19 protein-coding genes are annotated in these 20,634 nt (G+C 64.2%); 10 read left to right on the top strand and 9 right to left on the bottom strand.

The features are described from left to right. Positions 1 to 46 precede the first annotated feature (46 nt). Complete coding sequence (locus tag CCK87_RS02450) at positions 47 to 1,402, top strand: hypothetical protein (protein ID WP_140162745.1); 1,356 nt, start codon at positions 47 to 49, stop codon at positions 1,400 to 1,402. 128 nt (positions 1,403 to 1,530) lie between these two features. On the opposite strand, the gene CCK87_RS18435 is transcribed toward CCK87_RS02450, so the two are convergent. After that, complete coding sequence (locus CCK87_RS18435) at positions 1,531 to 3,822, bottom strand: hypothetical protein (protein ID WP_212638180.1); 2,292 nt, start codon at positions 3,820 to 3,822, stop codon at positions 1,531 to 1,533. Further along, the gene (locus tag CCK87_RS02440; RefSeq protein WP_170927116.1) at positions 3,819 to 4,226 is read right to left on the bottom strand and encodes a hypothetical protein; all 408 of its coding nucleotides are present in this window, start codon (positions 4,224 to 4,226) and stop codon (positions 3,819 to 3,821) included. The genes CCK87_RS18435 and CCK87_RS02440 overlap by 4 nt, the downstream gene beginning before the upstream one ends. A 218-nt stretch (positions 4,227 to 4,444) precedes the next feature. Here CCK87_RS02440 and CCK87_RS02435 point away from each other — a divergent pair, with 218 nt between their 5' ends. The 3 genes from CCK87_RS02435 to CCK87_RS02425 all read left to right on the top strand — a co-directional run bounded on the left by CCK87_RS02435 (position 4,445) and on the right by CCK87_RS02425 (position 7,878). Then, positions 4,445 to 5,365 (top strand): ABC transporter permease, encoded by a 921-nt coding sequence (locus tag CCK87_RS02435; protein ID WP_086459901.1) that lies wholly within the window; start codon positions 4,445 to 4,447, stop codon positions 5,363 to 5,365. Positions 5,366 to 5,379: 14 nt separating this feature from the next. Further along, positions 5,380 to 6,639 (top strand): polysaccharide pyruvyl transferase family protein, encoded by a 1,260-nt coding sequence (locus CCK87_RS02430; RefSeq protein ID WP_086459900.1) that lies wholly within the window; start codon positions 5,380 to 5,382, stop codon positions 6,637 to 6,639. 117 nt (positions 6,640 to 6,756) lie between these two features. Beyond that, positions 6,757 to 7,878, top strand: a complete 1,122-nt coding sequence (locus CCK87_RS02425; RefSeq protein ID WP_249273668.1) for an ABC transporter ATP-binding protein — start codon at positions 6,757 to 6,759, stop codon at positions 7,876 to 7,878. A gap of 15 nt (positions 7,879 to 7,893) precedes the next feature. Here the strand turns inward: CCK87_RS02425 and CCK87_RS02420 are convergent, their stop codons facing one another. The 5 genes from CCK87_RS02420 to CCK87_RS02400 all read right to left on the bottom strand — a co-directional run bounded on the left by CCK87_RS02420 (position 7,894) and on the right by CCK87_RS02400 (position 13,144). Next, positions 7,894 to 8,898, bottom strand: a complete 1,005-nt coding sequence (locus CCK87_RS02420; RefSeq protein WP_086459899.1) for a glycosyltransferase family 2 protein — start codon at positions 8,896 to 8,898, stop codon at positions 7,894 to 7,896. Further along, positions 8,895 to 9,821: an NAD-dependent epimerase/dehydratase family protein gene (locus tag CCK87_RS02415; protein WP_086459898.1), complete on the bottom strand. Its 927-nt coding sequence runs from the start codon at positions 9,819 to 9,821 to the stop codon at positions 8,895 to 8,897. Before CCK87_RS02415 ends, CCK87_RS02420 begins: the two co-directional genes overlap by 4 nt. Then, positions 9,814 to 11,043, bottom strand: coding sequence for a glycosyltransferase family 4 protein (locus tag CCK87_RS02410; protein ID WP_140162743.1), 1,230 nt, complete (start codon positions 11,041 to 11,043; stop codon positions 9,814 to 9,816). The genes CCK87_RS02415 and CCK87_RS02410 overlap by 8 nt, the downstream gene beginning before the upstream one ends. Before the next feature lie 16 nt (positions 11,044 to 11,059). Continuing rightward, positions 11,060 to 12,304, bottom strand: a complete 1,245-nt coding sequence (locus CCK87_RS02405; RefSeq protein WP_349289983.1) for a glycosyltransferase family 1 protein — start codon at positions 12,302 to 12,304, stop codon at positions 11,060 to 11,062. 96 nt (positions 12,305 to 12,400) lie between these two features. Next, a complete protein-coding gene (locus CCK87_RS02400) occupies positions 12,401 to 13,144 on the bottom strand; it encodes a glycosyltransferase (protein ID WP_249273667.1) in 744 nt (247 codons plus the stop codon). Between the two features lie 122 nt (positions 13,145 to 13,266). Here CCK87_RS02400 and CCK87_RS02395 point away from each other — a divergent pair, with 122 nt between their 5' ends. The 6 genes from CCK87_RS02395 to CCK87_RS02370 are packed head-to-tail and all read left to right on the top strand — an operon-like array spanning position 13,267 to position 18,352. Further along, positions 13,267 to 14,229: a glycosyltransferase gene (locus CCK87_RS02395; protein WP_170927115.1), complete on the top strand. Its 963-nt coding sequence runs from the start codon at positions 13,267 to 13,269 to the stop codon at positions 14,227 to 14,229. A gap of 20 nt (positions 14,230 to 14,249) precedes the next feature. Continuing rightward, complete coding sequence (locus CCK87_RS02390; protein WP_086460339.1) at positions 14,250 to 15,152, top strand: glycosyltransferase; 903 nt, start codon at positions 14,250 to 14,252, stop codon at positions 15,150 to 15,152. A 53-nt stretch (positions 15,153 to 15,205) separates the two neighbouring features. Further along, complete coding sequence (locus CCK87_RS02385) at positions 15,206 to 15,946, top strand: glycosyltransferase family 2 protein (RefSeq protein ID WP_086460338.1); 741 nt, start codon at positions 15,206 to 15,208, stop codon at positions 15,944 to 15,946. After that, complete coding sequence (locus CCK87_RS02380) at positions 15,943 to 16,347, top strand: DUF2304 domain-containing protein (protein WP_086459894.1); 405 nt, start codon at positions 15,943 to 15,945, stop codon at positions 16,345 to 16,347. Before CCK87_RS02385 ends, CCK87_RS02380 begins: the two co-directional genes overlap by 4 nt. Beyond that, entirely contained in the window at positions 16,344 to 17,498 is a 1,155-nt protein-coding gene (locus CCK87_RS02375; RefSeq protein WP_086459893.1) for a glycosyltransferase family 1 protein, read from the top strand. The genes CCK87_RS02380 and CCK87_RS02375 overlap by 4 nt, the downstream gene beginning before the upstream one ends. Then, positions 17,495 to 18,352, top strand: a complete 858-nt coding sequence (locus CCK87_RS02370; RefSeq protein ID WP_170927114.1) for a glycosyltransferase family 2 protein — start codon at positions 17,495 to 17,497, stop codon at positions 18,350 to 18,352. The genes CCK87_RS02375 and CCK87_RS02370 overlap by 4 nt, the downstream gene beginning before the upstream one ends. Here the strand turns inward: CCK87_RS02370 and rffA are convergent. Next, positions 18,308 to 19,507 (bottom strand): dTDP-4-amino-4,6-dideoxygalactose transaminase, encoded by a 1,200-nt coding sequence (gene rffA / locus CCK87_RS02365; protein WP_086459892.1) that lies wholly within the window; start codon positions 19,505 to 19,507, stop codon positions 18,308 to 18,310. The two genes, CCK87_RS02370 and rffA, sit on opposite strands and share 45 nt — an antisense overlap. A gap of 41 nt (positions 19,508 to 19,548) precedes the next feature. Next, positions 19,549 to 20,622, bottom strand: coding sequence for an NAD(P)-dependent oxidoreductase (locus tag CCK87_RS02360; RefSeq protein WP_086459891.1), 1,074 nt, complete (start codon positions 20,620 to 20,622; stop codon positions 19,549 to 19,551). Positions 20,623 to 20,634: the final 12 nt, after the last annotated feature.

Below are 20,634 nucleotides of genomic sequence, written 5' to 3'. Positions count from 1 at the left end.
CGTCGAAGATCCCCGTATGCGCGCTCATTCTCCGCGAAAGGCTCCCGTGTCGTCTGCTCTCCTGCCCACGTTCCTGCAGAGACGAGCGCCCCGTCTTCCGCCATTCCTGAGTCGTCGGCGCGCGTGGATCGCGCCCGTGCTCCTGGTGCTGGCGAGCCTGATCGTGGGAATCGTGCATGTTCCCCAGCACGATCGCATCTCACCGATCGACGAGTTCGTCTACATCGACTATCTGGCAAAGGTGCCTCAGCAGGGCCTCGTGAGACACGGCGAGGAGACGGGCTGGTTCGCGCGCAACTACTACTCCTGCCACGGAGTCGTGCAGCAGGGTGACCCTCTCCGGTACTTCTGCGATCGTTCTGAGCACGCGTTCGACAAGCACTATCCGATCGAGGGCTTCACCTCGGCCGACATCTACACGCCCTTCTACTTCATAGCCACCTGGACCCTCGCGCAGCCCCTGACCTGGGTCGGTGTCGACCTCGTCAGCGCCGGGCGATTCGTAGGAGCCCTGTGGCTGGCTTGTGCAGCCGTCTTGCTGTTCCTGACCATGCGACGCATGAGAATCCCGGATCCGGTCGGCTTCGCAGTAACCCTTCTCATGGTGGGCAGCGTCCAGGCGTATTGGGCCAACACCTATATCGGCACCGACAGCACCTCCCTGGCCGCTGGAGCGTTACTTCTCTATCTGGCGGTGAATTACGGGAGCAGATCGAATATCGGCTGGGGCCTCGTCATAGCCTCCGCCACCGTCGCTCTCATCAAGTTCCAGAACATCGCCGCCGTCGGCGTGGCAGCGCTGTTCATGCTCTGCATCGTCGGCGAGAACTTCTGGGAACGCCGGCGAGAGAAGGGTCTCATCCGAAGCATCCTGATGGATCGGCGCTTGTGGACCGCGGCAATGATGCTCGCCTTGCCGGTCTTCCTCCAGGCCGCCTGGCTGGTCGTACGCAACGCACTCGACCTCGGCGTAGGCGGGTCGAACGGGGAGCCGATGCCGCTGACCCTCGGGGCGATCTTCCGAGAGACGTTCAAATTCTTCGGCGAGGCATCGTACGATCCGAGCATCACGCCGATGGGCGCGGGAACAATCGCCGTCTCGCACATCGTCGCGTGGCTGACCGTGACGGGTGTGCTCGGCGTCATTCTCGTGGCAAAGAACCGTTCGCGTATTCGTGCCATCGCCTTGGCGGCACTCGCTTCGGTGTTGCTCCTGGGCCCGGCCCTCGCTTTTGTCGCCACGTTCACTGGGTCGTACTTCGCGCTGCCGCCTCGCTACGCGATTCCCCTGCTGCCGATCATGCTGCTCTGTACCGCCTGGCTCGCGTCCACGAAGCGACATGTCTCCATGCTCATCATCGTGATCGGTGTCTTCAGCTTTCTGTTGTCACTCACGATCTGACGGGCGTCCGAGAGGAGGCCGATCACGCCGATCTCGAGGACATCGCAGTAGTCATACACAAAAGACCTCCGGCCGAGGAATGGGAGCGCCGCTCCCTCCTCGACCGGAGGTCTTTGTCACTCCCGGTTCTAGATATCCGCTCCGGTCGGGAGCGTGGCGCTGAACCCGTCTGACACGTGTTGGAATCCGACCGCGCCTCCGAGCGAGAGGTAAGTGTCGTAGTTCAGGATGTGCCGCTTCTGTCCATTCGACACGAGGTAGATCGCTCCCTCGTTCGTGTGGATGAACTGCGTCGCCGGCGAGCCGACAGTAAGCCTCTGGCAGAGCAGCGGATCCAGCGCCAGAGAACTACCGCCGTATGCCGCCGGAAGCGCCCCCGTCAACTCGTGGATGGAACCGCCGGCCGAGATGTAGGACTTACTCCCACAGGTCAGTCGGTAACCCAGAACTCCCGCGGTCTCTTTATAGGCGGCGAGCTGACCATCACCGACGACCGCGGAGCCCCTGATGCCGGCTTCCGCCGCCGTGTCGAAGCTGTCGAGAACGATCTTCTCGTTCAGCCCGTTGACGAGATAGACGTTGGGGGTGGAAGGAGAGTTGACCAACGCGCCCGACTGCAGAATCGGAGGCGCACTCGGTGATCCTTCGACGAATCCGGATGTCACGGTCAGAATAGTCGGGCTGCCAGACGGTGCCACCGTGAGGAGAGTCGCCCAGTCGGGAACCGCGCGAACCGCCGTCGGCGTCACGGCGTAGACCACTCCACCCGTCGCCGTCGTGACGAACGAGCCGGGCGAGATGGAGCCACGGTACGGGTAGGCCGACAGCATGTCCGTGGTCACCGGCGTGGTGGGAGTGGTCGATCCCACCGCACCGTTCACGAGGTCGTACCGGCCCGATGGCGACAAGACCGAACTCACGGAGATTCCGACGCCCCGGACGATGCCTGTGAAGGGTGTCGAAGACGTGGGAAGCCGCTGGATGCTCTCGTATGACAGCGAAGAGGCCGTGATCGCGGCCGGCCCGACCAGAGCATCGCTCCTTCCGAGGATGTTCATCTTCTGTCCTGCCGAGATGAAGAAGTAGTTTCCGCCCCCGCGCTGGTTCACGAAGATGGAGTCCCGGGTGATAGGGGCGCCCAGGCTCATGTCCGACACGGCGTCGTCCGTCAACACGTTCATTCCGGCCGGGATGGAGGCCTCAACCTGGGCGCGTTCATCCGAGATCTCACGCTTCGTATTGAGGGTGATGTAGTACCGACCGCCACTCCGGGTACCGAGAACCGGTCCGATCGTCGGTCCTGTGGCAAACGCCGCTGCCTGCGCACTCGTCAGCTGCACGAAGCCCGACGGATCGCATTTGCCTCCGTAGTCGATGACATCGCCACAGGTGGAGAACGGCAGCTTCATGCCAGCGTCGGTGAAGAAGAGCCTGCCGCCCTCGTCACGGAAGATACGGTTGGCCGGCTGAGCGGTCGAGTACCGATCGAGCACTGACTGCTGCACGTAGTCCACGGCACCCAAGGGAGCGTAGATACGGAGGAACGAGGCGGAGTTCACCGGGTACTTACGGTTTCCGCTGATCAGATACACCTGCGGGTTCGCGAGGGTGCGCAGAAGCGCAGAGCCAGCGGTCGGTGAACCGAACCAATCCGTGAAGATCCGCCAGAAGTTGCGGTTTCCGTATGCGCTGCATCCGTCGCCTGTGCCATACATATTCGCCAACGCAGCGGCGTTCGGCTGGTAGGGGGTGTAGTTGTAGAGGCCAGCGGTCGCCTGATTCGCGATGTACACCGCGCTCGATCCGCAGTCCGCGTTCGGGTGGAACCGCACATTGTTGACCCGGCCGGCCACGTGGTTGAACGAGTTCGGCGACGTCGAATAGATCTTGAACTGCCGGGCTGCGAAATAGACCTGGTAGAAGAACCCGGCGACGGAAGGATCGCACGCGGCCGTGTCGGGGCATCCCATGCCGGTGGCCGAGGTGAAGCGCCCCTGGCTCGAGGTGGCAGACGTGACGAGGCTCTGCTCCTTCTCGAGGAGAACCAGCATGACCTTCTGGCTGATGCCGCACGCCGCGCCGACTCGAGCGATGATGTCGGCCGCGGTCTCGTTGGATCGTCCCTGATAGGTATCGCATCGACCCGAGGAGGCAGGCATCGTCGGCGTGTTCTGCCGATAGGTGGTGAGACAGGCGTAGTTGCTCCGGCACACCGGCACCTGACTCATCAGAAAGTTCTGCACCTCGTTCGGCCCCATTGCCGCGCCGTCGAAGAACTGTGCGTCGCTGATGATGTTTCCGGGATCGAACTGAGACGCCTCTGCCGCAACGACGGGAGCCGTGACGGGGGCAGCGAAGACGAGCCCGCTCGCGGACAGCGCGACGATAGCGAGTGCCCCGACGAGGCTTCTGAGTTTCATGGGATGTCCAGTTCGATCGGTTCAGAGACGTAGTCGCCCGCGGCGAGAGACGTATAGGTGAGTACGACGGTCCACGACCCTCGCGAGAAGTCGGAGATCGGGAGTTGCACGAGTCCGCACGAGGTCGTGTCGACATTGACGATCCCCGTGCTGCTCACCGACGCCGTCTGCCCCGCATCCGAGGTGAAGCCGAACGAGCAGGTGCCGCCGTCTTCGGAGACGCCGGCGACGAAGCCCGACGCAGACACGGTCAGGCCGTCGACATCGACGCCGGCCACCGTCACAGCCGGCACGATTCCGGATGCTGTCGGCTTGGGCGGGATCGTCGACGGGTCGTCGGGCAGAGGAGAGCCCGTGGATGGAGCCACCGCCGTGGGCGTCACCGGGGCGTCGGAGGGCGCCACACAGCCCGCCAGCGCTACAGCCAGCGAGACCGCTACGGCCCCGAGCGCGAACCGACGATATCCTCGCACGCGAACCCCACCCCAATCGTGTTCGATTCACCCGAATCGATACTCACGTTGTTAAGATAGCGGGCAATCGTCTGGTTGCACTCAGCAACCGCGCCGAGAATCTCGCCTAGACTCGAGGTTTGATCCCGACGAATCATCGAAAGTAGCTTATGTCAGCGGCTGAAGTACAGGCGAGAGCCGAGCGGATCGCGTCACTCCCCTTCGAATCGATCGGTCAGACCACGACCTTCTTTCGCGGAACGCGCTCATCGATCCTCGACATCTGGAGCCACCGGGAGTTGCTCGGTCTCCTGACCCGACGCGAGCTCAAGTCCCGATACAAAGACAGCTCGCTCGGTGTCGTCTGGAGCCTTGTCAAGCCGCTCGCCCAGCTGCTCATCTACTATTTCGCGATCGGCCAGATCCTCGGTGCGGCACGCAGCGTTCCGAGCTTCGCCATCTTCGTCTTCATCGGCCTGACCGCGTGGGGTCTGTTCACCGAAGTGGTCGGCAACGGCACGTCGTCGATCGTGGGCAATGCGGGGCTGGTCAAGAAGGTCTATCTACCGCGCGAGATCTTCCCCCTGAGCACCGTCGGCGGCGCTCTCTTCAACTTCGCGGTGCAGTTCATTATCTTGTTCGCGGCCATGGTCATTCTGGGCGAGGTCCCCCTGAGCTGGACCGTTCTCTATGCCCTGATGGGCATGGTGGTGCTCATCGTCTTCAGCACCGCGCTGGCGCTGTTGTTGTCGGCTATCAACGTGTACCTCCGCGACATCCAGCACCTCGTCGACGTGATCATCCTGGTGCTGTTCTGGGCCTCCCCCATCGTGTATTCGTTCAGCTTCGTACACAAAGCTCTGCAGGGAAATCTCCTCGAGCAGATCTACCTCGCGAACCCGATCACCCTCTCTGTCCTCTCCATGCAGCGCGGCCTGTGGGTCGCCGGACAGAACGACGTCGGCACCGTGCACTGGCCGGCCGACCTCGACATCCGGCTTGTCGTGGCGTTGGCGGTCAGCGTGGTCCTCGTGTTCCTGGCTCAGAGGGTCTTCTCGCGGCTCCAGGGCAACTTCGCCCAGGAGCTGTAGTCGGGCGGCACCGGGTGACGTCACGACTCCTCTTCGACTCGATCAGCACGAACACGGGCGACCTCGCCATTGGAATCGCCAATGCGCAGCTCCTGCAGCAGCGAGGTATCGATTCGACCGTCGTCGACCCCTTCGCCGAGCACGGTGAACCGTCTCTGCTCGTGGGCGGAGGGGAACTGATCCGCCCTCGCGGCGACGCGTTCTACGACGCCTTCCGCCCCGAGGGCAGGCATATTCTGCATGCTGCGGGTGTCTGGACTGACGCGGACCACCTGGACTACCTCGACAGCTACCAATACGTGTCCGCGAGATCCACGATAGAAGCAGACGTTCTGAGGCAGGCTCGCCCCGATGCACGGGTGCTCCCCTGCTCCACTACTCTCCTCGAGAGTCCTCGCTTCGAGATCCCCGGCGCTCGCCCGAACGAGCCGCTGGTGGGCATCCATCTCGTGCCCCATGCTCTCGGGCTCATCCCCGATCTCGTATCGATCATCAATGCCATACCGGGCCGCAAAGTCTTTCTGCCCTTCACCCACTACAACGCGGACTACTCGTTCATGTCCGCGTTGCCCTTCGATCGCGACGACGCCATCGTCTTGGGGCGTCTGTCTCCGCTGGAGCTGCACTCGGTCATCGGACAATTGGACTACGCCGTCGTGTCGTCACTGCACGCCTCGATCTTCGCGTTTTCGCAGAACGTCCCCTTCGCCTCCATCCATCAGAAGAAGGTCGAGTACTACTTCGCGGACCGCGACCTGGCCGCACACGTCGTCTCCACGGGCGACGAGCTCGAGGAGCTAGCGCGGCGCCTCGCGCACGAGAAGTTCGACTTCAGCGAGTCGATCGCACGGGATCGGGCGGCTGTCGTCGAGGCCTTCGATGACTACGCCGAATTCCTGCACTCTCGAAACGCTCCTCCACCGATCCAGACGTCCGACGAGCGAGCGGTTTCGCTCGAGCGACGCAGCAGCATTCTGCTCGATCAGGCCGAGAAGGTGATCGGCGACCGTGACCACGCGCTCGCGCTCTCGGAAGCCCGTCGGCACCTCGCGCTCGGCGAACTCGCCGAGCGGACTCGGCACGTCGCTCAGCTCGATGCCGTCGTCGACGAGCTGCGCACGGAGGTCGCCGACACCACTGCCCGCTACGACGAACTCCTACGGCAGCACGAGCGCCTCACCGCGACCTGGTGGGTACGCGCGGCGACCAGGGCGGCCCGCGCCTGGCGACGCGTCTTCGGGCGCCCGGCATCCCCTCAGCACACCCCCCAGTAGAATCGAGAGCAGTATGAATACTCACTCGCACCCGTGCACGCTCCCGAGCAAGGCACAGCAGGCATGACGGCTCTCCCCTCGGTCCTCGAGGTTCGTGACGTCTCCAAAAGATTCGTCATGCACACCGATAAGTCGATCAAAGAACGACTGGTCAACCTGCCCCAGGGCCGCAAGAATCGCAAAGACTTCTGGGCGCTTCGAGATGTCGACTTCGACGTGACCATGGGCTCGACGCTGGGTCTCGTCGGTCACAACGGCTCCGGGAAGAGCACGCTTCTGAAGATCGTCGGTGGAATCATCGAGCCCACCCGTGGGTCGGTCTCCCGACGCGGCCGGGTCGCCGCGCTTCTCGAGCTCGGCGCAGGCTTCCACCCCGATCTGACGGGCAAAGAGAACGTCTACCTGAACGCCGCCATTCTCGGGCTCAGCCGAAGCGAGACCGATCGCCACTTCGACTCCATCGTCGACTTCGCCGGCATCGAGGCCTTCATCAACACCCAGGTGAAGTTCTACAGCTCGGGTATGTACGTGCGACTCGCGTTCTCCGTCGCCGTGCACGTAGATCCCGACATCCTGCTCGTCGACGAAGTCTTGGCCGTCGGAGACGAACCGTTCCAGCGCAAGTGCATGAGCAAGATCGTTCAGTTCCAGCGGGAGGGCCGCACCATCGTTCTGGTGAGTCACTCGTCGGATCAGGTGGGCAGCCTCTGCGACCGCGTTCTGGTGCTCAAAAAGGGCGTCGTCGTCCACGACGGCGATCCGGCCAAGGGCATCCAGGTGCTTCGCGACGGCTACGATGCCGACCGTCAGAAGCAGCTCGACGAGGAGCGCCTGTTGGCGCTCCGGTCAGACACCTATTCGATCGTGAGCATGGACGCGCGCGCCGTGTCCGTCGACGGAGGCACCGACATCGAGGCCGAGATCGTGGTCGACGTCGTGAACCCTCAGCCCGATTGGGGAATCGGATTCTCGATCTCGAATCCGCTCGGCATGCAGCTCTTCGACATGACGACGTTCGATCTGCCGCCGCTGCCCAACACGGTCGGCCGTCACACGATCAATTTCCGCATCCCTAACGCAGGCTTGGGCGGCGGTCAGTACCTCGTGAACGCGGGGCTCGGCGGTTCGAACGGCGTGAACTACGACCTCATGCTGGCGGGCGCGTCATTCGAGATGCCGGCTGATGCACATGGGTACCGCGGCATCATCCGACTCGACCCGATCGTACGCGCGAGCTGACAGCTCGGGCGGGCGTCAGGCCTTGCGGCTGTGCTCGAGCGAGCCCGCCCGGATCGCCGCCTCGTCAGTCAAATCGACCATCGCAGAGCGTCGGAAGCTACGCCACTTCGCGATGTGATACCGCGGATTGACGAACAGCCAGTAGATGCGTCGAGCGACCGTGTAGCCGCCCTCGTGAGGACTACGCCTATCACGGATGAGGCGCACGGAGTCTGCGAGGATACCGCGCACGATCAGTCGCGTCGTGCCGAGGACCGTCGGCGGCTCGATCACCTTGCCGATCTGTCGCAGCCCGACCGTCTCATCGAAGATGCGGCGTCTGTACTCCGCCAGTGTCAGGTCGTTCGAGTGGATGACAGAGGCGCGAGGCGCATATGCCTTGCGATAGCCCGCCTCGATCAGGTCGTGCCCGAAGATCATGTCCTCCGAGTACCGCACGTCCCGGTACGGGATGACCTCGAGCAGGAACTCGACGAGCGTCGCCGAGTTGACGTCGGAGTAGAAGCCCAAGGCGTCGATCATTCCCTGGTCGCCGTCGACGCCGTAATCGTAGAAGACGGTCGTTCCGAAGTCGGGGCCGAAGTTGCGGAAGACCATCTCGATCTCGTACTTCAGCAGAGGGAAGCAGGCAGGCCTCGGAACCTGCTTTCCCATGACCGCTTTGATACCGGTGTTCGGCGCGAGCAGAGGGGCGCTGATCTCGCGCAGCCAGTGCACGGTCTTCGGAATCGCGTCATGGGTCAGGTAGGCAATCACCGTGCCCTTGGCGAGTCGGGCTGCGAGGTTGCGCGTCTTTCCATGGCCGAACTCGGAGTTCGGAATCTGATGCAGTCGGACACGGGGGTGACGCGCCACGATCTCGAGCGTGCTGTCCGTCGATCCGGAGTCGATGACCAGGATCTCGTAGCTGCCATCGAATCGCTGGCGCTCCAGAGCAGACAGGATGTCCTCGAGATAGTCCTCACCGTTGTAGGTGAGAACGGCTACGGTCACATCGACGCGATCGAGATCGTTCGTCATCGGTTCTCCTCGGAAATCTGTCGCCACGTCTGCGCGATACCGTCTTCGAGGCTCACGAAGTCGTCGTGGCCGAATTCGGCTCGGTAGAGGCTGGTATCGAGCACAGCACGCTCGAGGTATGTCGCCGGTGAGCGCCGGTACTCGAGTTCGGGCACCCGTCCCGTGACCCGCGACATGACCTCGACGAGTTCGTTGATCGTCGCGCCGCGGCCACTGCCGATGTTGTAGACGGAACTGGCTGTGGGGCGGTCGACGGTCTCTGCGACCATCTCGACGACGTCCTTGACGAAGACGTAGTCGCGTGTCATCGAGCCGTCTCCCAGAACGGTCAGGGGAAGCCCTTGAGCGATCCGGTGCAGGAAGATCGGAATGACGCCCTGTCTCTTGTTGGGCCGCTGTCGAGTGCCATACGGGTTCGAGATGCGGAAGGAGACGGTCTCGATGCCGAACTTCGTCGTGAAATAACGCAGGTAGCCCTCGATGGCGAGCTTGCCGATCGCGTAGGGAGAGACTGGCAAGGGCTGCAGTGATTCCGACAGGTCGAGATCGGCCTGGTGACCGTAGATCGCGCCGCCCGTCGAGGCGAAGAACACTTTGCGAACGCCCGCATCGACCGACTGCTGCAAGAGTTCGACAGTCGAAGCGAGGTTCGTGCGGATGTCGACCGTCGGGTCGTTCTCGGCCGTCGCCGGGGTCGTCGTCGACAGGAAGTGGAAGACGTACTCCTGATCGCGCACCGCATCGGCGATGTCGGCCTGATTCATGAAATCGCCGGCGACCTTCTCGACCGATGGGGCGGTGAAGGCGACGTAGTCGCTCGAGAACCGGTCGAACGCCCTGACCTCATGACCTCGGTCGGCCAGCTCGTCGACGAGGTGGGAGCCGATGAACCCGTTCGCGCCGATGACGACGACTCTAGCCACGGAGCGAGCTCTCGAAGATCTCCACGAACGCACGGCCCGAGGTCTCCCAGTCGCTGCCGCGCACACTCTCGGAGGCAGCGACCGCATACTCGGGCAGGTCTTGCCTGTCGACGATCTCGATCATCTTGTTCGCGAGCGCGTGCGGCGAGGCGGCCGAGTAGGCCAGGAACGGATTGTCACTGACAAGGCGGTTGTTCGGCCCCTCGTTGACCACGGGGATGACGCCCGCGCTCAGCAATTCCAACGGAAGCAGCGACATGTTGGTGAGAGAGATGACAAGGCCCGTTGCGCACCGGTTGTAGACCTCGTTGAGCTCGTCGATCTTGAGGTCCTTGAGGTTCACGTAGTCGAACGGGATGTCGTAGGCACTGACATCCCATCCGGCCAGGTTGATGATGTAGTCCGGCCTGGCCCGAGCGAAATGCTCGAGAGCGAGTATCCCGAGCTCGAAGCCCCGCCGTGCCGTGACGGGCCGCGCGTAGAAGAAGACCTCTTTGCGGCGCTCGGTATTGGTGACCGAGTACAGCTCTCGGTTGGCGCCGAAGTCGAACGACGACGCCTTCATGCCGTATTCGGTCGAGAGCTTGTGAGCCAGGAAGCCACCGGCCGTGATGGCCTCGAAGCCGAAGTGATAGGTGTTCTCGGCCAGCACGGTGTCTGACCCGACCGCGTAGAAATACGGTTCGAAGTCCTGCACGAAGTAGAAGCGGCGTGCGGGCGAGCGGTCGCGGAAAGAGGGATAAGCAGTCTCCCACCCCGTGGCGAAGATCGCGGTGACGTCGGCGGCTACGCCCTCGTCGGTGTAGTCCTCGAACGACGCTTTGACATCGGGATACGACGGCGAATTCTTGACCATCTCCTTCACGAGGGCAACGCTGTATGGCGTGTGCGCGCTGTAGAGGTAGACACGAACCGTATGTCCGGCCTCTTCGAGGAAGTTGATGAAACGGAAGATGTTCTGGTGCCCTCCGCTCGACTCCCCGGGGGGCGACATGATCCACGCGACGACGGTCTTGCCGTCGACACGGATCGGGTTCACCACGGCAGGATGCGGCACGCTCCAGTCGACCTCGCTCGCGTCGGTGGTCTTCACGAGGAATCCGAGCTTGATCGTTCCGGCCTCGGGCGGGATGGACCGGCTCCACCGATGGATTGCCTTCGATACGACCGACTTGGGGCCATCCGAGCGCAACACGAGCCATGCCTTCTTGATTAAACTCACCTGCTCAGGGTACCCGTCAATGCGCGGACGCCCCGTCTGCAGCCCCGGCCATGGCGGCGGTGAAGTCTCGGATGAAGGTCTCGCCCGGGTCGATCCAGTCGGTCGACGCGACCGACGCGGCCATGGACGTGGCGTGCGACACCTGATTCTCATCGTCGACGATCGCGATGAGGCGCGCGGCCATCGCTCCCGGAGACAGCGGCTGGTAGTCGATGTACGGACTGTCGAAGATCTCGCGCGTGTTCGGCGCATCGTTCACAACGGGAACCACGCCGCTGGCCATGACTTCCATGGGCAGCAGCGACATGTTCGTCAACGACAGGATCAAGGCGCCTGCGCACCTGTTGTAGACCTCGTTGAGTTGAGAGATGTCGAGAGCCGTGTGGTTTACGTAGGGGAAGGGAACCGGGTACGGCGAGATGTCCCATCCGACCATGTTGATGACGATGTCGGGCCGAAGCCTGTGCAGCTCCGTCAATACGAGGCGCCCGAACTCGAACGCACGTCGTGCTGTCGGCGGACGAGCGTAGAAGAGGACCTCCGTGCGACGATTCGAGTTGATCAGCGAGTAGTGGTCTTTGTCTACGGCGTAGTCGTAGTGGTCGCCGGGCATGCCGTACTCGGCGGTGAGTTTCGACGCGAGCCAGCGCCCGGCCGATATGCCGTGGAATCCGAAGCGGTACGTGTTCTCGGCGAGGACGTAGTCGCTGCCAGAGGGATAGAACGCCGGCTCGAAGTCCTGAGTGAAGTAGAAACGTCGGGCGTTCGTGGGATGCAGGTAGGCCGGATAGGCCGTCTCCCACCCCGTGGCGAAGACGGCGTCGGTGTCGAGATCGAGCCCCTTCTCCAGGTCGTAGATGCGGAGCTGCCCCCGCAGATCGGGATACGCGCTGGTGGACCGGAGCATCTCACGTATGGCGACGAGGTCGATCGGCTTCGACTCCGTCGTATAGAAGTACACCGTGACCGAATGCCCCGCCTTCTCGAGGAAGTCCATGAAGCGGAAAGCATTCTGGTGGCCGCCGCTCGTCCGTCCGGGAGGCGAGATGATCCAGGCCGTCTTGACGTTCTCGGTCTTCGGCTTCGGCGGGTCGGTCGCGAAAAGCGGAGGGACCGTCCAATCGACGGCGACGGCATCCTCCGGACGCACGAGCGAGTCGCCGAGGCGATTGGTCTGCAGTTGAATCGAGAGACGATTGAAGACCCGCGACGCTGCTTGGCGCGGACCCTCGGTGGTCAGGGATGCGACAGCTCGCGACATCAAGCTCACGACGACACTCCTTGGGGTGGTGGCGACCTCGAATACGAGGATGGTCGGTCGACCACCCGAATGATAGCGTCCCTCCCCGGATCGAGCTCAGCTCCGTTTTCGTCGTCTCGCCTCGATGAGCCCGCGAGCGATCATGATGCGAGCGCGCAGGATCTGACCGATTCCGCGCCAGCGCAGCGGAGTGGCGTTCGCATCGTGCAGCCGCCTCTCGACGACGACGCGGGGCAGGTGCCGGATGCTCCGGGTCGCGTTTCCGACGATCGCAAGCCACAGGTCGTGCGATTCGGTGAAATAGGCGGGAACGGGCAGGAAATCGTCGACGGCGTCTCGACGCATGCCCATCGCGCAGCCGAAGTACGGACGATAACCGACGAGGATCCCGAACTCGTTCGCCAACTCGCGGTGCGATTGCTCGGCTGTCAGCGGCCACCGCGCCGGGATTCGGCCGTTCTCGCCCAATACCGAGTAGTTTCCCGCAACGACTTTGGCGTCCGCGAGCGCGGTCACCATGGCATCGACTCGACCGGATGTCCACACGTCATCCTGGTCGGCGAGCAACACGAACTCCCCGCGGGCGAGGCCGACGGCACGCTCGAACCCTCGCACGTACCCCTGGTTCACGGCATTGCGTTCGATCCTGATCCGGGGGTCCCCGATCGCCTGTACCACGTCGACCGTCGCGTCGGGCGATGCGTCGTCGACGATCACGAGTTCATCGTCGGCGTCGAGTTGCCGCAGGATCGACGTGACCTGTTCGGCAATGTACTTCTCGCCGCGGTAGCTGGCCATGCAGACGCTGACCATCCCCGACGTTGTTCGGCTTCTCGTCACGCTGCTCCACTCGGCTTGCGCCCGATCGAACGGCTGCTGATCGAGCACATGCAAGCATAGTAATCACGGCACCGTCTCCCCGGCGCCCGCCCCTCAGGGCTCCCATCGAAACCGGAGTTGTCGTGACAGACCCGAATCCCGACGCCGTCTCGTCGAATCGACCCGTGCTGGCAGTCGTCACCGCCTTCAACCCGTCGGTAGCGCTCGTGACTCTGTGCGAGGGCCTGCTCGAACAGACCGATGGGGTCGTCGTCGTCGATGACGGAAGCACGGGTGGAACCGCTGTCGACACGATCCTGTCGGAGTGCGAGGCGCTGGGCTGTGTGGTCGTGCGCACCGGGCACAATCGCGGCATCGCCGCGGCGCTCAACCGCGGCGTGACCGCAGCGCGGTCGATGACACCCGAACCGGGCTCGATCGTGACCTTCGACCAGGACTCGATCGTCGCATCCGGCTATATCGACGCACTCGTCGACGCCGCCGACGACGCGGTCGCCGCCGGCCTACCCGTGGGGATGGTCGCACCCGAACGTGTCGAGGGCGTGCCGCAGACCAGGCGCGGCGAGCTCAGAGGTGTGGCGCTCGGCGCCGAACCGATTCAGTCCGGGCTCCTACTGCCCGAGAGTGCACTGAGCCGCCTCGGCCCCTTTCTCGAGAGTTTGTTCATCGACTGCGTCGACACCGAGTACTACATGCGCGCTCGATCGAACGGACTGGAGACGGTCGTCGCTCGAGAGACCTCGCTGGGACACGCGCTCGGCACCAAGACCGCCGTGTCTGTTCTCGGGCGAGCCGTCGTCGTCAAGGGCAGACCCGCCAGCATCACTCTGAGCGCCCCCTTCCGTTATTACTATCTGGCACGCAACCGCTGCGCGATGAACAGGCTGTTCGGTCGGGCTCATCCGGCGTGGGCGGCGAAGGAGACCCTGCTCGACCTGCGGCACTTTCTCATCGCGCTCGCGCTCGGTCCGTCACGCGTGCTCCGCGCACGCGTGATCCTGGCGGGTCTCGGCGACGGTGTTCGAGGCCGCGGCGGCCGGATCCCGGCGGGCGTCGAGGCACTCGCCCGACGCATCCGTCGATGAAGGTTTGCTAGCGTACCGTGGTGACACTCGATATCATGATGCCTTTCTACGGCCGCTTCGACCACTTTCGCGAGGCGGTTCAGAGCGTCTTGGCGCAGTCCGACCCCGACTGGCGCCTCACCATCGTTGACGACGTGTACCCCGACCTCGCACCGGGCGAATGGGCGCAGTCCCTGGGTGACGAGCGCATCACCTACATCCGCAACGAGGTCAACCTCAGGCCGAGTCGCAACTACATCAAATGCGTCGGCCTCATGCAGAGCGAGTTCAGCGTGCTCATGGGATGCGACGATGTGATGCTGCCCGGATACGTGGCGCGGGTGAAGCAGCTGATCGCGCAGTTCCCCGATGCCTCGATCATCCAGCCCGGCGTCAGCGTCATCGACACCGACGGCGCCGACTCCAAGCCCCTGGCCGACCGGGTCAAGGCTCTCTATCGGTTCCGTGGAACCGGTGCCCGCCAGTACTCGGGCGAGACGCTCGCAACGAGCCTGCTGCGCGGCAACTGGACCTACTTCCCCTCTCTCGTCTGGCGCGTGTCGGAGCTGAAGCGGCACGGATTCCGAGTGGATCTCGACGTGGTCCAGGACCTGGCGATGCTGCTCGAGATCACCAAGGCCGGCGGATCGCTGGTGCTCGACGACACGATCGTCTTCCACTACCGTCGCCACTCGGCGAGCGTCTCGGCGGTGACCGGCCCCGACGGCTCGAAGTTCCGGCAGGAGCGAACCCTGTTCTACGAGTCGGCAGACGCAGCGGATGCGCTCGGGTGGCCCCGCGCTGCGAGGGCGGCGAGGCACCACATCACGTCACGGCTCAACGCACTGAGCGAGCTGCCCGGCGCGATCCGGGCACGCAACGTCGTGGGCCGACGCACTCTTCTTCAGCACGTCCTCGGACGTCCCTACTCGAAGTCCTCATGACAGGCACAGGCAACGCCGACGACGACCTGTCCCGACTGGGTAGGATTGAGCCCATGCATGCCGCCCTCGATCGAACACTGATCGTGATGCCCGCGCTGAACGAAGAGGCATCTGTGGCCGATGTCGTTCGCGAGGTCTACGAAAAGCTGCCCGGCGTCAAGTGCCTGGTGGTAGACGACGGCTCCACCGACAACACGATCGCCGAGGCGAGATCGGCCGGTGCAGACGTCGCCAGGCTGCCGTTCAATCTCGGCGTGGGCGGCGCCATGAGGGTCGGATTCAAGTACGCCGTCAACAATGGCTACGACAACGTCATACAGATCGACTCCGATGGTCAGCACGACCCCAGCGGCGTCATCAAGCTCCTCGAGGCGCTCGAAGTCACTGACCTGGCAATCGGAGCTCGCTTCGCAGGAGAAGGCGACTACACGGTGCGCGGCCCCCGCAAATGGGCCATGCGGGTGCTTTCGGTGACGATCTCGTGGGTGGCAGGCGTGAAGCTCACAGATACGACGTCGGGTTTCCGCGCGAGCGGCCCTCGCGCCGTGCGACTCTTCGCGGAGCACTATCCGGCGGAGTATCTCGGTGACACCATCGAGTCGCTGGTGATCGCCGCCCGATCGGGTCTGCGCATCCAGCAGGTCGCGGTGTCGATGCGCCCGCGCGCCGGCGGCACCCCGTCGCACAACCCGTGGAAGGCCGCTACCTATCTGGGCCGGGCCACCATGGCGCTGACGATCGCCCTGCTTCGACCGAGACTGCCCGATCCAGAGCCTGGAGTGGCCGTCGTATGAATCTCGCCAGTTATCTCTTCGGCATCGTCACCGCCCTGATCACCCTCTTCATCGTTATCGAGCTGCTGCGTCGTCGACGACTCAGGGAACGCCACGCGATCTATTGGCTGGTGGCGGGCACGATCTCGCTGATCTTCGGCATCTTCCCTCAGCTGCTCGTCTTCGCTGCAGGACTCGTAGGCATCGCTGTGCCCACGAACCTGGTGTTCTTCGTGAGCATCTTCGTGCTGTTCTTCGTCTGCATCCAGCACTCGAGTGAGCTCACCGCCCTCGAGACCCAGACCCGGGTGTTGGCCGAAGAAAACGCTCTGCAGGAGATGCGCCTGCGCGAACTGGAAGAGGTCGTACGCCGGATGCCGCCCGCCATCGGCGTGGACACCTCATCCGGTGCGGATTCGTGACCGCACGGCTCCGTGTACTCCTCGACGCCACGAGCGTGCCTCCGACCCAGGGTGGGGTCGCCCGATTCATCGGCGGCCTGCTGCAAGGGCTCGATGAGCTCGGAGAGACCATCGATGTGGTCGCCAAACGCGCCGACATCCCGGCGTTCGCGGCCGTCGCGCCGTCGCACAACTACATCGTCGCTCCGCCACTGACGAACCGGCGCCCTCTGCGCCTCGTCTGGGAGCAGCTCGGCCTGCCCGCGCTCGCACGCCGCCGGGGCGCCCTCGTCATCCACTCGCCGCACTACACGTTTCCGATCCTCGGCGCGGCGGCTCATGTCGTCACCGTGCACGACGCCACCTTCTTCAGCTCGCCCGATGTCCACGGCAGAGTCAAGGGCATCTTCTTCCGCACGTGGATCCGGCTGGCCGCCCGGATGGCGACGAGCCTGGTGGCGGTGAGCCAGGCCACGGCCTCCGATCTCGCACGTTTCGTGCGAATACCGGCCGCCGGCATCCAGGTCGCGCACCTCGGCGTCGACGAGCGCGTCTTCTCACCGCCGACAGCCGACGCGGTGGCCGCCGTGCGCGCCCGGATCGGCCTGCAGCCCGATGCGCCGTATCTCGCGTTCCTCGGCACACTCGAGCCGCGCAAGAACGTCCCCGCGCTCCTCGCGGCACACGCCACCCTCAGGCAATCCGACCCGACGACCCCCGTGCTGGTGCTCTCGGGTGCCCGCGGCTGGGACGAGCGTGCAGCCGAGATCCTCGACGAGCTCTCCACGATTCCACTCCCCCAGCGTCCGGTGATCGAGGCCGGGTATCTGCCCCTCGAGCTGCTGTCGGCCTTTCTCGGTGACTCGGCCGCGGTCGTGTATCCGAGCCTCGGCGAGGGATTCGGTTTGCCCGTGCTCGAAGCGATGGCCAGCGGCGCTGCGGTGCTCACCACGCGTCGACTGTCCATCCCCGAGGTGGGCGGCGACGCGGTCGCCTACTCCGAACCCGATGCGGGCGCGCTCGCCACGGCCCTGCGCGCGCTCCTCGACGACCCCGACCGTCGCGCCGAACTGGCCGCAGCGGGCATCGAGCGCAGCGCCCTGTTCACGTGGAGCGAGTGCGCCAGACGCTATTGCGAAGCCTGGCGCTCGGCCGAAAGCACACGCTCGTGACGAGTCGGGTCGCGGTCGTCACCGTCAGCTACGGTTCGGAGGAGGTGCTCGAGGGATTCTTCGACTCGCTGCATGCCGCCAGCGTCAACCCCCTGCTCGTCGTGGTGGCCGACAACAAGCCCGAGGCCGGGGCCATAGTGCAGCGGCAGGCCGAGTCGCATGGTGCACGCTACCTGCCGATGAATCGAAACGCGGGCTATGGCGGTGCAGTGAATGCCGCGATCGAGAGCCTGCCACCTGACGTCACGTGGATTCTCGTGAGCAATCCGGACATCGAATTGACCCCGGGATGCGTCGATGAACTCGTCCGCGTTGGCGAATCGGATCCCCAGATCGGTGCGGTCGGTCCCTTGGTCGAGACGGATGGTGCGGTGTACCCGTCTGCTCGGTCGATCCCGTCGCTGCGAACGGGAGCCGGTCATGCTCTGTTCGCGAATCTCTGGCCCGAGAACCCGTGGAGCAGGCGTTACCACAACGACTCGGAGAATCCTCCTCGTGAGCGCGATGCAGGATGGCTCTCCGGTTCGTGCCTACTGGTTCGCAGAGCGGCGTTCGATGCTGTCGGCGGCTTCGACGACAAGTACTTCATGTACTTCGAAGACGTCGACCTCGGATACCGGTTGAGTCGTTCCGGATGGCGCAACCGCTACGCTCCCTCCGCCCTCGTGCGGCACTCGGGAGCGCACTCGACCGACGGCGACAGCAGGCGGATGGTCCTGGTGCATCACCAGAGCGCGTACCGCTTCATGTCGAGCAAATACTCCGGATGGTATCTGGCGCCCGTGAGACTGGCCGTGAAGATAGGCCTGTCAGCCCGCGCGTACCTCGTCACGAGGGTTTTCCACCGCAGTTAGAAGACTCTGCGGTTCGACGACGAACGACTGCACAGCGGCCAGCACGCGTTCGACCTGCCCGTCGGTCATTCCTGCCCACAGCGGAAGGCGCACTATCTCTTCGGAGAAGGCCTTGCTCTGCGTAAGCGGACGAAGGGTGCGCCCGAAACGGAGACCGGCCGGCGCCGTGTCGAGCGGCACGTAGTGGAACGTTCCGACGACCCCCAGACTGCGCAGATGAGACAGCATGCGAACCTGCTCACCGTGCGTGGGCATCCGCAGGTAGAAGAGGTGCGCGGTGTGCGTGCGGTCATCCGGCACCCGCATCAGCGTGACGCCCTGAGCATCCGCCCAGTCCGCCAGATGCTCTGCATAGGCGTTCCACACCGCGAAACGTCGGGTCTGAATCTCGGCGAACGATTGCAACTGCGAGTCCAGCACGGCGGCACCATACTCGCTCATCAAGTAGCTCGAGCCTTCGTCGACCCACGTGTACTTGTCGACTTCTCCGCGCAGGAAACGAGAGCGGTTTGTGCCCTTTTCTCTGATGATCTCGGCACGCTGGAACAGCTCGGCGTCATTGACCAGGAGCGCGCCGCCTTCGCCGGAATGCACATTCTTCGTGTCGTGGAAACTCTGCATGGCGAGGCGACCGAAGCTGCCGAGTGGACGGTCCCGGAGATAGCCACCCAGTCCGTGCGCGTTGTCCTCGATCAGGCTCAGGCCGGTTCGACGGGTGATCTCGTGCAGTGCGTCGAAATCGACCGCCACTCCCCCATAGCTCATCACCGAGATCGCCCGGGTACGCGGGCCGATGGCCTCGTCGACCTGCGCCACGTCGATGTTGCCGGATGCCGGATCGATGTCGACGAATACGCAGGTCGCGCCCGTCGTCGCCACGGCAGTGGCCGCGGACGGAAAGGTGAAGCTGGGCAGAATGACCTCGTCGCCGGGACCGAGATCCAACAGCCGACTGGCCATCTCGAGCGCGTGCGTTCCCGACGACGTGAGAAGCACGTTCGGTGCCCCGGTGAGCGCCGTCAGACGTGCCGTCGCAGACGCGGTGAACGGACCGTCACCGTGCGCATGGGAGGACATCGACACGGCTGTCAGATTGGGGATCTCCGCAGGGGAGAGGAACGGCCGTGAGAACACGACGTCGTCGGAGTGGCGCATTAGGCCATTATGCGCCCCACGGCCACGACCGAAGCTCTGGGTCAGCGGTCGTGTCGCTGGCTCTCGATCCATTCCTGCAAGGCAGCGATGCCCTGGTCGACCGACCAGTGGGGCTGCCAGCCCAGACCCTCGAGCGTCGCTTCGACACGACATGCGGCGTGCCGTACATCGCCGTCGCGGTAGGCGCCCGAGATCCGCGGCTCTGGCGCGCCATGGTAGCGAGCGATGCGTCCGGCGAGGTCGAGGATGGTCGTGTCGACGCCGGATCCGATGTCGTAACGGGCGAAGCCGCTCTCGGGGACTCGACCGATCGCAGCCACGAATCCTTCAGCCACATCGTCGATATAGACGAAGTCGCGCGTGATGAGGCCGTCCTCGTAGACAGGGATCACCTTTCCATCGCGGGCCAGCTGCGAGAACAGGGAGACGATGCCCGTGTAGGAGTTGATGAGGGACTGCCCCGGGCCGTAGACGTTCTGCAGCCGAAGCACCGTCAGCGCCGAGCCGCGGGCGCTCGTCCATGCCCCGAGAATGTTCTCTTGTGCGAGCTTGGTCGCACCGTAGACGCTTGTCGGCGCGGGAACTGTGCGTGCCTGGGTGCTCGGCAGGGCGACCGCGTCGGGGAAGTCCCACTGCCCGGCTTCGAACTGGGCATGGGAGCGCTGTCCCGGCTGGAAGACGACTCCGTCGCGCTCCCAGTCACCCTCTCCGTAGACCGCCCGGCTAGACGACAGGATGAAGTGGCCCGGCACGATTCCGTGGCGCCCGAGCGCGTCGAGCATCTCGGTGGTGCCGACCACGTTGACCCTCGCGTGCCTCGACGCCTCATCGAGAGACTGAGCGGTTCCCGTCTCGGCGGCGAGGTGGATGACGACGTCGGGCGAGAAGTCGGCCAACACCGCATCCCATACCTCGGGAACCGTCACGTCTCCGACGACCAGCTCCGCGGCCTCGTGCAGATCCGCCGGACGCTCCTGCGTGGGGTGCACCTGCGGGTGAAGGGAGTCGACCACGACCCATCGATCCGCGAGAGCGGCCAACTTCTGCGAGAGCGCAGAACCGATGAAACCGGCGCCTCCCGAGACGAGAACGGAGCCGAATGGTGAATTAGTCACGGAAGGAGCCTT

The organism is Agreia sp. VKM Ac-1783 (genome assembly GCF_900177765.1).
Taxonomy (GTDB): Bacteria; Actinomycetota; Actinomycetes; order Actinomycetales; family Microbacteriaceae; genus Agreia.
This window is presented reverse-complemented; position numbering and strand designations above follow the sequence as displayed.

Coding starts and splice junctions, on each gene's coding strand:
- CCK87_RS18435 (WP_212638180.1), bottom strand. CDS start 3,822: ATGAAACTCAGAAGCCTCGTCGGGGCACTCGCTATCGTCGCGCTGTCC.
- CCK87_RS02435 (WP_086459901.1), top strand. CDS start 4,445: ATGTCAGCGGCTGAAGTACAGGCGAGAGCCGAGCGGATCGCGTCACTC.
- CCK87_RS02425 (WP_249273668.1), top strand. CDS start 6,757: ATGCACACCGATAAGTCGATCAAAGAACGACTGGTCAACCTGCCCCAG.
- CCK87_RS02420 (WP_086459899.1), bottom strand. CDS start 8,898: ATGACGAACGATCTCGATCGCGTCGATGTGACCGTAGCCGTTCTCACC.
- CCK87_RS02405 (WP_349289983.1), bottom strand. CDS start 12,304: ATGTCGCGAGCTGTCGCATCCCTGACCACCGAGGGTCCGCGCCAAGCA.
- CCK87_RS02385 (WP_086460338.1), top strand. CDS start 15,206: ATGCATGCCGCCCTCGATCGAACACTGATCGTGATGCCCGCGCTGAAC.
- CCK87_RS02380 (WP_086459894.1), top strand. CDS start 15,943: ATGAATCTCGCCAGTTATCTCTTCGGCATCGTCACCGCCCTGATCACC.
- rffA (WP_086459892.1), bottom strand. CDS start 19,507: ATGCGCCACTCCGACGACGTCGTGTTCTCACGGCCGTTCCTCTCCCCT.